13 protein-coding genes are annotated in these 14,243 nt (G+C 34.6%); all 13 read left to right on the top strand.

All coding sequences use genetic code 11. The features are described from left to right. The first annotated feature begins 2 nt into the window (after positions 1–2). The 13 genes from ACJJVM_RS03340 to ACJJVM_RS03280 all read left to right on the top strand — a co-directional run bounded on the left by ACJJVM_RS03340 (position 3) and on the right by ACJJVM_RS03280 (position 14,243). A complete protein-coding gene (locus ACJJVM_RS03340; protein ID WP_405210802.1) occupies positions 3–782 on the top strand; it encodes a glycosyltransferase in 780 nt (259 codons plus the stop codon). 73 nt (positions 783–855) lie between these two features. After that, the gene (locus ACJJVM_RS03335; protein WP_405212166.1) at positions 856–1,719 is read left to right on the top strand and encodes a glycosyltransferase family 2 protein; all 864 of its coding nucleotides are present in this window, start codon (positions 856–858) and stop codon (positions 1,717–1,719) included. Continuing rightward, positions 1,703–2,788: a glycoside hydrolase family 99-like domain-containing protein gene (locus tag ACJJVM_RS03330; protein ID WP_405210801.1), complete on the top strand. Its 1,086-nt coding sequence runs from the start codon at positions 1,703–1,705 to the stop codon at positions 2,786–2,788. The genes ACJJVM_RS03335 and ACJJVM_RS03330 overlap by 17 nt, the downstream gene beginning before the upstream one ends. A 41-nt stretch (positions 2,789–2,829) precedes the next feature. Next, a complete protein-coding gene (locus ACJJVM_RS03325; RefSeq protein ID WP_405210800.1) occupies positions 2,830–3,897 on the top strand; it encodes a glycosyltransferase family 2 protein in 1,068 nt (355 codons plus the stop codon). Next, positions 3,894–4,841: a glycosyltransferase family 2 protein gene (locus ACJJVM_RS03320; protein ID WP_405210799.1), complete on the top strand. Its 948-nt coding sequence runs from the start codon at positions 3,894–3,896 to the stop codon at positions 4,839–4,841. Before ACJJVM_RS03325 ends, ACJJVM_RS03320 begins: the two co-directional genes overlap by 4 nt. A 2-nt stretch (positions 4,842–4,843) precedes the next feature. Next, a complete protein-coding gene (locus tag ACJJVM_RS03315) occupies positions 4,844–5,959 on the top strand; it encodes a glycosyltransferase family 4 protein (protein ID WP_405210798.1) in 1,116 nt (371 codons plus the stop codon). Next, complete coding sequence (locus ACJJVM_RS03310) at positions 5,956–7,086, top strand: hypothetical protein (protein ID WP_405210797.1); 1,131 nt, start codon at positions 5,956–5,958, stop codon at positions 7,084–7,086. The genes ACJJVM_RS03315 and ACJJVM_RS03310 overlap by 4 nt, the downstream gene beginning before the upstream one ends. Before the next feature lie 89 nt (positions 7,087–7,175). After that, complete coding sequence (locus ACJJVM_RS03305; protein ID WP_405210796.1) at positions 7,176–8,339, top strand: cytidylyltransferase domain-containing protein; 1,164 nt, start codon at positions 7,176–7,178, stop codon at positions 8,337–8,339. Further along, entirely contained in the window at positions 8,332–9,207 is an 876-nt protein-coding gene (locus ACJJVM_RS03300) for an N-acetylneuraminate synthase family protein (RefSeq protein WP_405210795.1), read from the top strand. The genes ACJJVM_RS03305 and ACJJVM_RS03300 overlap by 8 nt, the downstream gene beginning before the upstream one ends. Before the next feature lie 2 nt (positions 9,208–9,209). Then, positions 9,210–10,610, top strand: a complete 1,401-nt coding sequence (locus ACJJVM_RS03295; protein WP_405210794.1) for a UDP-glycosyltransferase — start codon at positions 9,210–9,212, stop codon at positions 10,608–10,610. Further along, the gene (locus tag ACJJVM_RS03290; RefSeq protein WP_405210793.1) at positions 10,610–11,752 is read left to right on the top strand and encodes a glycosyltransferase family 4 protein; all 1,143 of its coding nucleotides are present in this window, start codon (positions 10,610–10,612) and stop codon (positions 11,750–11,752) included. The genes ACJJVM_RS03295 and ACJJVM_RS03290 overlap by 1 nt, the downstream gene beginning before the upstream one ends. Beyond that, positions 11,749–13,215 carry a glycosyltransferase family 2 protein gene (locus ACJJVM_RS03285; RefSeq protein ID WP_405210792.1) on the top strand — a complete coding sequence of 489 codons (1,467 nt, stop codon included), beginning with the start codon at positions 11,749–11,751 and terminating at the stop codon, positions 13,213–13,215. Before ACJJVM_RS03290 ends, ACJJVM_RS03285 begins: the two co-directional genes overlap by 4 nt. Then, positions 13,212–14,243 (top strand): exostosin family protein, encoded by a 1,032-nt coding sequence (locus ACJJVM_RS03280; RefSeq protein ID WP_405210791.1) that lies wholly within the window; start codon positions 13,212–13,214, stop codon positions 14,241–14,243. The genes ACJJVM_RS03285 and ACJJVM_RS03280 overlap by 4 nt, the downstream gene beginning before the upstream one ends.

Genomic DNA, 14,243 nt, shown 5'->3' with positions numbered 1-14,243 from the left:
TTATGATATCTGTTGTTATACGTAATAAAAATCAAGAAGTAGCACTGGAGTTTTTATTAAAAAACCTGACACAGCGATACAGTGAAGATATTTCTGAAATCATAGTAGTAGATAATTTATCTACAGATAGAAGTAAGGAGATAACCGCTAGATATAGTGCACGCTTTGAAACTATAAAAGAGTTTAGTTATGGTGGTAGTGCAAACTTTGCTGCTAGTAAAGCTCAATTTTCTATAGTCGTAATATTTAGTGCGCATTCATATCCCGTGAGTCACGATTTTTTTAAAACAATAAAGGATAGATTTGAATCAAATAATAACCTGGCTGGTGTACGTTGCTTGCATAGCCCAAATGATTATAGAAATTACATAAACAAAATAAGTGCAAATACTGACCCTAATAAATCAGGGTTAATATTCTCGGGTTCTGCTTTTAGTAAAAAAGTTTGGGAGAAGTATCCATTTAGAGAAGATGTCGCTACATTCGAAGATAAGGAGTGGACAAAAAGAGTGGTTAATGCAGGGTTTGATATTGAGTTTGCACCTGCTATCTTTAGTTATGAAATACGCAGAACAAAAAAGCAGCAATTTTTTAGGTGGAAGAATGATTTAGTAGGCAATTATCAGCTTTGGCATAAAGATGTAAGTATCCTTTCTGCTGGTAAAGGTTTTATTGCTACTGGATGGAGGCTTAAAAAAGCCCTAGTTGTTGATTTATGGTATGCCCTAAGGCGCTTTGTTTATACTATAAAGTTTTACTTTAATAAACCAAAAAAGTTTTAGATATATAAATAATCTTCAGTAGTGCTGTATGTTTTTCCTATGTCTTTTCAATAGAAAATAGTATAATTTTTAAATACAAATTATTAAAATATCAATCATAATACCTTCTTACAATCAAGCAATGTTTCTTGATGAAACACTTGATTCTGTTTTTCTTCAAACAGAGAAAAGTTGGGAGTGCTTAATCATTGATGATGGTAGTACAGATGAGACTGCCGCTGTAGCCCATAAATGGGTGATTAAAGATGATAGATTTAAATATTTTAAAAAAGATAACGGCGGGTTAAGCAGTGCACGCAACTACGGACTTAAACTTGCTCAGGGCACTTACATTCAATTGTTAGATTCTGATGACTTGCTTATGCCTACTAAGTTTGAGAAGCAACTTGTAAATTTAAATAATACAGATATCTGTATTTGTGATTACAGGCCATTTGATAATGAGACAAATCAAGATGTAGTCCATAGATATTTAACTCCTTTTGTATCCCCTAATAATTTGGTTAATAGTGTTATACTCAACTGGGAGTCTAAGCTGTCAATACCTTGCCATACTGCGTTATTTAGAAATGATATTCTATTAGATAATGCATTAAATTTTGATGAGTCTCTTGATAATCACGAAGACTGGGTGTTTTGGGTGAAGTATTTTTATTATTCTCAAAAGGTTAGTTTTAACAGGGAGATGCTAGCAGAGTATAGAATCCATCCTTACTCAATGACACAAGACTATTTTAAAATGAAGAATGGCTTTTTGCAAGCCATACGACTTTTAGAAGAGTTTTTTAAGAATAACAAACAGCCTGAATACGCAAGAGTTTTATTAAAAAAAAGGCGAGAAATTTTAAGAAGAGGTAGAGAGCCGCTTTTGATTAAATACCCTAAGCGGTTATACCGTAAAATTATAAGTAAGTACAAGAATGTCAAAGGAAATTAAAGCAATCGCTATTCATTTACCGCAATTTCACCCCATTAAAGAAAATAATGAATGGTGGGGTAATGGTTTTACCGAATGGACTAATGTTTCTAAAGCAAAGCCTTTTTTTGATGGACATTATCAACCTCATTTACCAGCAGATCTTGGTTTTTATGACTTAAGACTTGAGGAGGCAAGGATTGCACAGGAGGATCTAGCTCGTGCTAATGGAATATTCGGATTTTGTTATTATCACTATTGGTTTAATGGAAAACGTATACTAGAAACACCATTAGAGCGTAAACTTAAAAATATTAAGGAAGATTTTCCTTTTATGTTATGTTGGGCAAATGAGAACTGGACAAGAGTTTGGGACGGTGGGGAAAAGAATATTCTTTTAGAGCAAAAGTATTCGCACGAAGATGATTTACTACATATTAGGGAATTGATAAGATACTTTAAAGATGAGCGCTACATAAAATCTAATGGAAAACCCGTATTTGTTATATACCGACCTAACTTGTTTCCTGATATTAAAAAAACAATAGCGATATGGCGAGAGGAGGTTAAGGTAGCAGGTTTTTCTGATATCTATTTGGGGTACGCGCTAGGAGAAAAAAACCAGTCGCTTCTTGGAGAAGGAGGATTTGATTTCTCTTATGACTTTCAACCTAATTTTAGTAGTAGACCTTCCAGTATTAAAAATAATCTGTTTAAGAGGTATACTACCGCATTACTACGTAAATTTAAATGGACTATAGATAATCGTTATGAGTTATTTTATGATTATGAACAGTTTGTTGATTTGCAGATAAATACTGAGTTTAAATCGAAGGTCTATCCTGGAATAACTCCTATGTGGGATAATACCGCTAGACGAAAAAAGAATTATTTTGCTTTACATAATTCAACTCCGCAGAAATATGCAAAATGGTTAAAGCATATCATTTTAAATTATCCTTGGCAAAAAATGCCAGAAAATTATCTATTTATAAATGCTTGGAATGAGTGGGCTGAAGGAAATCACTTAGAGCCTTGTCAAAAGTGGGGTAAACAGTATCTAGAAGAGACATATAAAGCACTGAAATAATCTAATTTACCTACAATAAAGCCATAAATATTTAAAATAGAATGCAAGATCTTTTAACCGTAGTCTTACCCAACAGGAATAGAGATTTACAACTTGTTGTAAAGTCTATAAGCTCTGTTTACAGTCAGATCGAAGAAAATGTTAAGCTAATTCTGGTAGATTATGGAAGCCCAGTAGGTTATCAAAAGGAACTGAAAAATGTCTGTGCGAAATTTTCTAAACTCCAAATTATCTTATATCAAACACAAGGGCAGCTTTGGAACAAGTCTAGAATTATAAATTCAGTACTAAAAGACTGTTCTTCTCAATACTTTATGGTAAGTGATATAGATATGCTGTGGCATCCTGATTTTTTGGAAGAAGTACACTCATATTTACACAGTTCAAAAGTCCTTTATTTTCCCGTGGGTTTCCTAACGGAGAGCGAAAGTAAAAGAGAAGTTTCATTTCATAAATATATCGTTAAGGGTATCTCAACTCACGAAGCAACCGGAATTTCGATTTTTCCAACGGTAAAACTCAAGTCTATAGGTGGTTTTGATGAATTTTATCACGGATGGGGAGGGGAGGATACAGATGTACATATAAGACTGCAAAGAGCAGGTGTTACAGTAGAGTTCGTAGAAAACACTCTTTACTTCAAGCATCAATGGCACCCTAAAATGTATCGAAGTTTCAAGAGTAACTATCCTTTTGCTGAAACTTTAGAATTAATAAATGGTCAATACCTAAACAGGGTACAAAAAGGAAGTGTTGTAAAGGCAAATAATTCATCTGGCACAGGCATAATTCCTGATTCATATGACCTTAATGTAGACGAGGTCAAAATCAATGTTCTTACAACTCGTGATCAAGTAAAATCTGCCTTGTATTATATAGAAAACTGTGTAGGGAAGAGAGTTTTATTAACAGTAAGAGAGCATCCAGAAAGGCACGACTTTATTAAGAAAATAAAGAGAAAAGCGAGAGGTAAAGCCTTGAATTTTATAACGATTAAAGAAGCAAATAACATTATCTTAGAATGGGTTGTTTCTAAAGCTAGAGATTCTTTTTATCAATATAAAATGTCTGAAAGTAATGTCATCACACTTGAAGTACATTATAGATGAAAATGCCTATGTATTTTGAAAAGCTAAATTTACTTAGAGACCAAGAACCTACCGTAAGTGTTTTTGTACTTTGTTATAATCAAGAACCTTATATCCTTCAAACCATAGAGAGTATTCTTTCTCAGAAAACTAATTTTCCATTTGACATCATTATAAGTGATGATTCAAGTAGCGATAAAACGCCACAAATTTGTGAAAGTTTAGCTGCTATAAATAGTAATATCACTTTTATTAAGCAGGAAAAGAATCTAGGCTTGATGGGTAACTTTGTAAATACTTCAAAGCGGCTCAGAGGCAAATACGTTGCAATTTGTGATGGTGATGACTACTGGATTAATAATAATAAACTTCAACTTCAAGTTGACTTTTTAGAAAAGAATAAAGAGTATAGTGTAGTAGGTACAAATTGTTTTAAATCTATAGATGATAAAATAAATAAAATAGATATAGATAAATATACTGGGCCTATTGCGTTAAGTGAGCTTTCTCTAGAAAATAAAATTATAGCACCTACTGCAGTGTTTCTCAATGTGTATCGTGTTCTAGAATTACCACAGTTTTTTCATAAATTTCCTTATGGCGACTGGCCATCGTATTTACTAGTTATGTCTTTAACAAATACTGCAGCATTTAAACTAGCAGAGGTTACGGCTGTTTATAGAAGTACTATAGGTGTGTCTGCACGTATGAGAGAGGATAATACTAATGTGGCTCTTCAAAATTTAGAAATTATTAAAAGCTTAATGCATTTGGAAGTTCTAAAACCTAATGAAGCATTATTTAAACATAGTTTAGAGCACCATCAATTGGCACTAGTAACATCTTACAATAGAGATAAAAAGTTTTTAAAAGGAGCTTTTTTAATGTTACAAATACTTAAGTCAAATCTATCCTTGACATTATTTAAGCGATACATTTACTCCTTAAAAAAGTCTATAGTATAACAATGAAGATCTTACTAGTATCAATGAATTCTATACATTTTCGTCGTTGGTCTGACCAACTCCGGGATAGTGGTCACGAGGTGTATTGGTTTGATATTTTAGATCAAGGGTATGCACCATCAATGTCTTGGATGACCCAAATAACAGGTTGGAAAAAGGGTTTTTTGATAAAAAGAGGAAGGACAACAATAAAAAAATATTTCCCAAAAATTTATAACTACCTGAGCGATAAACTTGACACTAAAGTTGAGACCGCTTTCGCGAAAGCGTTACAAGACATAAAGCCAGATGTTGTACACAGCTTTGCATTATATACTTCTTGTTTACCCATATTACATATTATGAATAAGGAAGTAAACATAAAATGGATATATTCTAGCTGGGGAAGTGACTTATTTTACAAGGAAAATAAACCCAATTATCACAAGGAGGTTCCTGCTGTGCTCGCAAGAGTTGATTACCTTTTTACAGATTGTTTAAGAGACTACCATATAGCAAAAAATGGTGGCTTTTCTGGAAGATTTTTAGGCGTTGTGCCTGGAGGTGGAGGTTTTGAATCTCATACAGATAAATATTATGTAAAAAATTCTTCTTTTGTAGTAAAAGGTTATGAGGATGCACTGGGAAGATGTATTAATGTATTAAAAGCAATAGATGTCATTGCCAGAAAACATACTGACATATCTATCATAATATTTGGAGCTTCTAAGAAGGTTACTGAATATCTTAATAGGAATACTGGGAGAGATTATGAGGTTAAAGTGTTTGGGAAAGTAAGTAACTCAGAGGTCATAGATTTAATGCTTCAATCTAAGTTTTATATAGGTAATAGTATAAGTGATGGTCTTCCTAATACACTGTTAGAATCTATTTTTTGTGACTGTATACCTATCCAGTCTAATCCCGGAGGTGCAACCGAAGAAATTATTAAGGATACAATAAATGGATTTATTATAAGTAATCCAGAAGATGTAAATGCAATTGCCAATAGTATAGAAATGGCGCTGTTATCAAACCCATCATCTATATTAATGGAAAATAAAGAGATTAAAAAAGCCTATGAAAGAAATGAAATCCAGGCAAAGGTGTTAGCTATTTATAATTCTTTAGCTGTATGATTTTATCTGACATTTCTTTACAACAGGAAAAAGATTATTCTAAATTAGAATGCCTACTAGACGGCAATTCTATTTATTTTACATTATCGCATATTAATTCTAATATTTCATTAGTGTACGATGCATTTGTCGTAGCGCTTCTACCACTTTTATTAGAAAAACAAGAAGACATAGTGGTTCAAGGTACTATGGATGACGTACTCTGTAAGCAGTTAAATGATGTCTTAATACCGAGACTTTGTCAAGTCAATAAGATAGCTATAACTCTCAAAGTTATACCAGATGTTACAGAAAATGCCATTACTCTTAATAAACAAGTCAATGCAACGGGACTGTCTTGTGGGGTAGACAGTTTGGCAACTGTAAAATATTTTTTTGACAATGATATAGGCTTAGATTATCTAACTTTTTTTGATGCTGGTTCACACGGTATTTATAATGGTAATTATGCTAAGGAAAATTATGAGTATAGGTTGAAAAACAGCGAAAGAGCTGCCACTACAATTGGTTTACCTTTGGTAAAAGTCAAGACTAATGCGCATAGTTTCATACGTGGCTCATTTGAATCTGCTCACAGTTTTTTAAATATTTCTTGTAGTCTAGCAACACTAGGCCTGATAAATAACTATCATTATGCATCTGCATATGCTGTATCTCAAAGTAATTTCAAACCTGGTGATACAAGTAATTTTGATAATTTTTTATTGCCACTATTATTTACCTCTTATTTTAATACACATTCTACACTGCAAACAAAAACTCGCTTAGAGCGCATTTCTTATATTCAACATTATGATGTTGCTAATGCTTACCTAGATATTTGTACAAATTCCATACTTGCTAAGAAAATGAACGTGCAGAACTGCACATCTTGTGATAAATGTCTTCGTACGGCAGCAACATTAGAGCTGTATGATTCTTTACCTACATTTGATAAAGTTTTCGATTTAAATATTTATCATAGTAAAATTGACAATTATATAGCCAAACTCATATCAAAGAAAGTATCCATCCACGAGCGAGAGTTTTTAGATAGTTGGTTAAAAGAGAACAAAATAACTACCTTACAATACTGGAAAGCCTTTAAATTAATAGCAAAAAGAGTTATATCGAGAATAGGCTCTTAAATCGATTATCTGACTTTTTTTACCGATAAAATACACTGAAGGGCGCACTGGTATTTAATATTTTTATAAATTCACCAAAATTTAAACAAATGAAATCCATTGGATTTATCCCCTTGCGCAAAGGCTCAAAGGGCATACCAGGTAAAAATAAAAAGAAGCTGCTAGGCCGTCCTTTATTTTGCTGGGCGCTTGGTGAGGCAATTGCATCTCAATTAGACACAATTTATATTTTTACAGATGATGAAGATATCATCACTTTTGTTCATAAGGAATACCATTGGACAGACAAGGTAAAGACCGTAAAACGTAGTGAAGAAAGCGCTACAGATACAGCCTCTACAGAGATGGGAATGCTAGAGTTTGTAAATCGTTTAGAAGAGCCTTTTGATATGTTATGCTTACTGCAAGCAACCTCTCCTTTTACTACTTCATTTGATATAAATGCTTGCTTAGATAAAGTGCAATCGGGAGCAAATTATGATTCGGCACTTACGGTTGTAAATACGCATCGTTTTACTTGGTATGAAGACGGTACACCAAAAAATTATGACGTTTTTAACCGCCCACGTAGACAAGATTTTGAAGGTTTACTTATAGAAAATGGAGCGTGTTATGTGACGACAAGTAGCGCTTTTCGCGAAAGCAAAAACAGAATAAGCGGTAACATTGCAACAGTGCAAATGCCTGAAGATAGCCTCACAGAGATAGATACCCTCACAGACTGGAAAATAGCAGAAGAGTTACTAGCTGCTCGTTTAAAAACTAAGAAACAAAGTAATCGTATCACGCATCTTATACTCGATGTAGACGGCGTTTTTACAGATGGTTGTATTTATTATGGTGCAGAGGGCGAGCTTATGAAAAAGTTTGATATGCGCGATGGTATGGGGCTAGAGATATTGAGACAGTACAATGTAGAGGTAATGGTAATGACCTCTGAAGACTCGCAGATTGTGGCTTCTAGAATGAAGAAGCTCAAAATTAAAGACGTCTTTATGGGCGTAAAAGATAAATATAGTCTGCTTTCTAGAATCATAACTGATAGAGACCTCTCCTTTTCAAACATTGCTTACATAGGTGATGACGTAAATGATATGGCAAATATTTGTGCGGCAGGATGGTCATTTACTCCGGCTAATGCAACAATGCCTATCAAAAATCACGCAGACGTAATACTACAAAATAATAGCGCAGAGGGAGCGATACGCGAGGCCTGTGACTTTATTATAAAATATAACAATAGATATGAGTAATTATAAAGCTCCATACACCATTGCAGAGATAGGTGGTAACCATAAAGGTGATATGGAGATAGCAAAAGAAATGATAAAAGTAGCCGCTATCTTTTCTAAGGTAGATGCCGTAAAATTTCAGAAGCGACACAATATAGAACTGCTCACTAAGGAGCAATATGAAGCTCCACACCCTAACCCTATAAATTCATATGGAGATACGTATGGGGCACACAGGGAGTTTTTAGAATTTGATGTAAACCAGCACGCAGAGCTTAAGACTTTTTGCGAAGAGCTAGGCATTACCTATGCAACTTCGGTTTGGGATACTACGAGTGCAAAGGAAATAGCAGGGCTTCATCCTGAGTTTATAAAAATACCAAGTGCTTGTAATAATCATTACGAAATGCTAGGGTGGTTATGTGAGAATTATAAAGGGGAAATTCACTGCTCTACTGGGATGACTACTAGAGATGAGATAGAGGAACTAGTACAGTTTTTTGAAAAGCATAACAGAGGTAAAGACCTAGTGCTTTATAACTGTACGTCTGGATATCCAGTACCCTTTCCAGATGTGTGTTTACTTGATATTAAAACACTCATAGAGAAGTATGGCGATCGTGTAAAACACATTGGGTTTTCTGGTCACCATCTAGGTATTGCTGTAGATGTTGCTGCTTATACCCTAGGAGCAAATATAGTAGAACGCCATTATACACTAGACCGTACTTGGAAGGGTACAGACCACAGTGCCTCACTAGAGCCAGCAGGTATGCGTAAGCTTGCGAGAGACTTGAGAGCAGTATATCAAGCATTAGACTATAAAGCGACAGATATCTTGCCTATTGAGCAAGTACAACGCGATAAGCTTAAGTATCGTAAAGCATAATAATGGGTAAAAAAGTTTTCATTCTTTTTCCAGATGGTGTAGGCTTGCGCAACTTTGCTTTTACTAAGTTCAAAGAAGTAGGAGAGGCGCAAGGGTTTGACATCACATACTGGAATAACACCATATTTTCGTTAGAAAAGGAACTGGGTTATAAAGAAGTGGTGATTGAAAACACAAGGATTCACCCTAAAACGCCTGCACTTAGTCACGCAAGAAAAAGGGTAGAACTAGCGCTTTCGCGAAAGCGTGAAAAGGATAATGTCTATCCTACTTATCGTTTTCCATTGCAGTGGAATAGTATAAAGAAAGCCTTAAAAAGTGCTTTTGTAAAGTATCACGAAACATTTAGTGCCACACCAAAGGGATGGCAACGCATAATGAACCAAATGCAAGCTGCCGAACGATCTACTGTTCGCTACCAGGATCTTAAAGCACAACTAGAAGAACACCGTCCAGATATTGTTTTTTGTACCACACAGCGGGCTACACAGGCCATTGCACCTATACTAGCAGCGCAGGATCTTGGGATAAAAACGGCGTGCTGGATATACAGTTGGGACAACCTACCTAAGGGAATGACTACGGTAGAAACAGATTACTATTTTGTATGGTCTGAGTTGATGAAGGAGCAGCTCTTACAGTATTACCCAAAAACGAGAGAAGAACAGATATTTGTAACAGGGACTCCGCAATTTGAGCCTCATTATGATAAGGATTTATTGCTTTCGCGAAAGCAATTTTGTCTAGAGCATAACCTTAGTGAAGAGACACGATATATTTGCTTCTCTGGGGATGATCAAACCACATCACCATTGGATCAATATTATCTAGAAGATACGGCAATTGCTGTACGCAAATTGAGACAAGAAGGTGAAGATGTAGCAATTGTATATAGAAAAGTTCCTATTGACTTTTCGGGTAGATATGATGAGGTTTTAGCTAAATATAGTGATGTCATAACACCTATAGATCCTTTATGGAAACCTATGGGGAGTCAATGGAATCAGGTAATGCCTACCAAAGAAGATTTTGCTTTATTAGTAAATACTTGTCATCACTGCGAACTTGTGGTAAACATATGCTCGAGTATGGTGTTTGACTTTGTGGCGCACGATAAGCCTACTATTTACCCCAATTATGAGCAGCCACAACTTAAGAAAGGAATACGTGACATAGGGCAGAACTATAAATACGTTCACTTCCGATCAATGCCAGATTATGATACAAGTGTCACTTGGGCAATGAATAAAGAGGAGATTTATGATGGAATTAAAGGATTACTTAATGGTAGTCTTAATCCTGTGCCCGTTACTAAGAAGTGGTTTGGGATTGTAAACAACCCAGAACAGCCTGAGAAGGCAAGTGAGCGTATTTGGGAGGGTGTAAATCAAATTCTTGATTAATGCATATAGCCTTTATAACTCCAGAATATCCACATCCAGAATTAGGTAATTCTGGAGGGATGGGTACGAGTATCAAAAACCTCGTTATGGCTTTTTGTAAAATGGGTCATAAAGTCAGCTTATTTGTTTATAATCAACATAAAACGGACACTTTTATCGAAGATGGGATAACCTTCCATTTGATTGCCAAAAAGCATTATAAGATAGGAGGCTTCTACTTTTATAGAAAGCATATAGAGCAGTATATAAATAAGCATAGTAGTGATGTCGATATTATCGAGGCTCCAGATTGGACAGGCATCACTGCCTTTATGAGCTTAAGAAAACCACTTGTAATACGTTTTCACGGAAGTGATACGTATTTCTGTCATATTGAGGGAAGACCACAAAAATGGAAAAATGCTTTTTTTGAAAAGCAAGCGGTAAGAAAAGCAAAGGCATTTATAGCACCTACGCATTTTGCAGGAAAAAAAAGTATTGAGCTTTTTAAACTACAGTATTCTAATGTGAAAGTTATATGTCACGGTCTTAATCTTGAAAATTTTAATAACAGTTCTCCAGAGGTATTTACATCGAAACGTTTACTTAATATAGGGACACTTATTAGAAAGAAAGGGGTGTTCCAATTGATAGAGATGTTTAATAAAATTATAGTTGCGCATCCCAAAGCAAAGCTTTTTTTTATAGGAGCAGATAGTTATGATGTACAAACCGGTAGTGCTTCTACTTGGGAGCTTATGCAAGAACGTATGAGCCCTGCAGCTAGAGAGGCGATTACATATTTAGGTAAAGTACCTTATGACCAAGTTAAAGAAGAGATACAAAAAGCACATATATGCATTTTTCCTTCTCTTGCAGAAACACTTGGTATGGTTACTATTGAATCTATGGCTTTGCAAAAGGTGGTAGTTAATACTAGTATAGGGTGGGCACAAGACCTTATAGAACACGGTAAGGATGGTTTTATGCATCATCCAGATGATATTGATGCTTACGTGGACACTATAAGTACAGTGTTTAAAAATGATGCTCTTAGAATTAAAATTACAGAAGCGGCAAGAGAAACTATAGAAGAACGATTTGATATAAATCACATTGCTCAGACTAATGTTTCATTTTATAATAAAGTCATAAGCCTATGATTTTTATAAAACACGATGGTAGTAAGGTTAAGAGTGCTGAAGGAAAGGGCGATGCTATTGTCGCTTGTATCTACACAATTGCCAAAAATAATCCTGATAAGTTTCTTGTAATATATAAGACTGGTTGCGATATAGAACGCTTTTTAGAGCAAGCAATATCTTTTAAGTCCAAAAATCATTACGTCTCATCATATAATGCACTTAATTCAGATTTTGGCTATGTAGAGGATAAACCGTTTATACCTACAAATAATAGGGTGGTGTACCCAACCTGGAAAAAGGGAACCACCGCTTTGCTTATTCACGCATCATTAATTAATCAGGTCGCAAATCAGATTAAGCCAAGTGACAATTATTTGTACTGGATAAATTCTCTAGGAAAGCTTACAATTCCACTTGGAGTACTCAATTATCAAATTCCCATTTTTAATGATGTAGCCTCTTTTAGCAATGAACTTTTGTATCGTTTTGTAAAACAGCATTATAAAAGAAGATGGACGCTACACTTGCTGTTGTGCCATTTGTATTATGATAAAAAAATGCCTTTGTACGCTTTCGCGAAAGCGCAATTTTATAAAACCCGTTCATTATCCTTAGATATGGAGTCTTTGCAAGAGGTAGATTCTTGTAAAGATTATGCACCTCTTAAATACGATGTCATTATACCTACGATAGGGAGGGAGGAATACCTTAAGGACGTTTTAGAAGATTTAAATAAACAACCAAATCCTCCATCTCAGGTCATTATAATAGAGCAAAACCCTAGTGAGGATAAAGAATCAAAACTTTATTACATAAATGATGAAAAATGGAATTTTACTATAGTTCATAAATTACTAGACACTGCGGGAGCTTGTAGAGCAAGAAATATAGCAGTGTCACTTGCTACTGCTCCTTGGTTATTATTTTTTGATGATGATGTACGTGTTGAGTCAACGTTTATTGATGAGGTAACTTCATTTATAAATAGAACCAAAGCAACTTGTATTACGTTTGCTTGTTTACAAAAGGGTGAAAAGGAGACAATGAAAGCTTATAAACAATGGGAATCTTTTGGCTCGGGCTGCTCTATTGTACATAGAGACATATACAGTAAATGTTCCTTTGATATGGCTTTTGAAAATGGATATGGCGAAGATGTGGATTATGGAATGCAGGTACGTAATATGGGTAAGGATGTAATATATGCACCTTGCATACAGATACTACACCTCAAGGCTCCTACAGGTGGTTTTAGAAGTCCGCACAAGTTTCCTTGGAGCACAGAAGCCTTAACCCCAAAGCCATCTCCTCAAATAATGTATCTCAGGAAGAAAAATTACACCTTAGAGCAAGTAAGGGGGTATAAGGTTGTTCAATTATTTAAAACATTTGGATTTTTTAAAACTAAGAACCCTCTGTCTCACTTAGCGAGATTTAAAAAAGCCTGGGTACAAAGTGAAAAATGGGCATCTAGGTTATGATTAAAATATATACAGATAACTCACTTCTCAATCCAGAAAATAGAGGGATAGCGCATCCCTTAATATTTGATTTGTACTATTTTGAGAAAACTCATAAAGATGTCTTAGCGCTTTACAGTCTAGTAGATACCCCTGAAAGCGCTGATGTTTTTCTATTTCCTATAAACTATCATTTCATAAATAAAAGAGGTTATAAAAAGCATTACAGAGATTTATACAATACCGCCTTAAAATTTGAAAAAAAAATAATGGTCTACTCTGGTGGAGACTATGGTAAAACCTTTAATGATGATAATGTAATTGTATGGCGTAATGCAGGATTTAAAAGTCATAACGACAAGCAGACTGTAATTATACCAGCATTTATAGATGATCCTATAGGTCGAGACGAGGTCTCTGGAGAAGTAATAAATTATACAAGTTCACCTCAAATTTCTTTTACTGGATTTGCTTCAAAAAATTATCTAGAGCGATCTCGTGTTATAATCTCTGTTATAAAAAGAAACTTGCTAAGAGCTTTTTTTAAAGATGAAACAGATTTCCAAAATGTCTTTTATGCTGCTTTGCAACGTTATAAATATCTGAAGAAATTAGAAAAATCTGATCGTGTAGAGACCAGTTTTATTTATCGATCAAAATACAGAGCAGGTGCCAGATCTAAAGCCGAAAGACAGAAAACTTCAAAAGAATTTTTTGAAAATTTAAACGGCGCTCCGTATACCTTTTGCCTAAGAGGAGCAGGTAATTTTTCTGTAAGATTTTATGAAGCCCTAGCCTGTGGTCGTATCCCAGTTTTAATAGATACAGATTGCCACTTGCCACTTGAAGGTATAATAAATTGGGAGCAACATATTTGTAAATTAACTGTAGAAGATAATATAGAGGAAGCGCTACTGGCTTTTCATAAAAAATATGATCAAGTTTCTTTTGCAACCTTGCAAAAGTCTAATCGTAAATTATATGTAGATTATTTGGTAAGAGATCGTTTTTTTTGCAATTTATATCATTCTTTAAAACGTATTATATAA

Source organism: Dokdonia sp. Asnod2-E02 (assembly GCF_045063915.1).
GTDB lineage: Bacteria > Bacteroidota > Bacteroidia > Flavobacteriales > Flavobacteriaceae > Dokdonia.
This window is presented reverse-complemented; position numbering and strand designations above follow the sequence as displayed.

Bases quoted from the DNA above. Each gene is read 5' to 3' on its own strand.
- ACJJVM_RS03325 (WP_405210800.1), top strand. From the start codon at position 2,830: ATGCAAGATCTTTTAACCGTAGTCTTACCCAACAGGAATAGAGATTTA.
- ACJJVM_RS03315 (WP_405210798.1), top strand. From the start codon at position 4,844: ATGAAGATCTTACTAGTATCAATGAATTCTATACATTTTCGTCGTTGG.
- ACJJVM_RS03310 (WP_405210797.1), top strand. From the start codon at position 5,956: ATGATTTTATCTGACATTTCTTTACAACAGGAAAAAGATTATTCTAAA.
- ACJJVM_RS03285 (WP_405210792.1), top strand. From the start codon at position 11,749: ATGATTTTTATAAAACACGATGGTAGTAAGGTTAAGAGTGCTGAAGGA.
- ACJJVM_RS03290 (WP_405210793.1), top strand. From the start codon at position 10,610: ATGCATATAGCCTTTATAACTCCAGAATATCCACATCCAGAATTAGGT.
- ACJJVM_RS03300 (WP_405210795.1), top strand. From the start codon at position 8,332: ATGAGTAATTATAAAGCTCCATACACCATTGCAGAGATAGGTGGTAAC.
- ACJJVM_RS03330 (WP_405210801.1), top strand. From the start codon at position 1,703: ATGTCAAAGGAAATTAAAGCAATCGCTATTCATTTACCGCAATTTCAC.
- ACJJVM_RS03295 (WP_405210794.1), top strand. From the start codon at position 9,210: ATGGGTAAAAAAGTTTTCATTCTTTTTCCAGATGGTGTAGGCTTGCGC.
- ACJJVM_RS03305 (WP_405210796.1), top strand. From the start codon at position 7,176: ATGAAATCCATTGGATTTATCCCCTTGCGCAAAGGCTCAAAGGGCATA.
- ACJJVM_RS03280 (WP_405210791.1), top strand. From the start codon at position 13,212: ATGATTAAAATATATACAGATAACTCACTTCTCAATCCAGAAAATAGA.
- ACJJVM_RS03320 (WP_405210799.1), top strand. From the start codon at position 3,894: ATGAAAATGCCTATGTATTTTGAAAAGCTAAATTTACTTAGAGACCAA.
- ACJJVM_RS03340 (WP_405210802.1), top strand. From the start codon at position 3: ATGATATCTGTTGTTATACGTAATAAAAATCAAGAAGTAGCACTGGAG.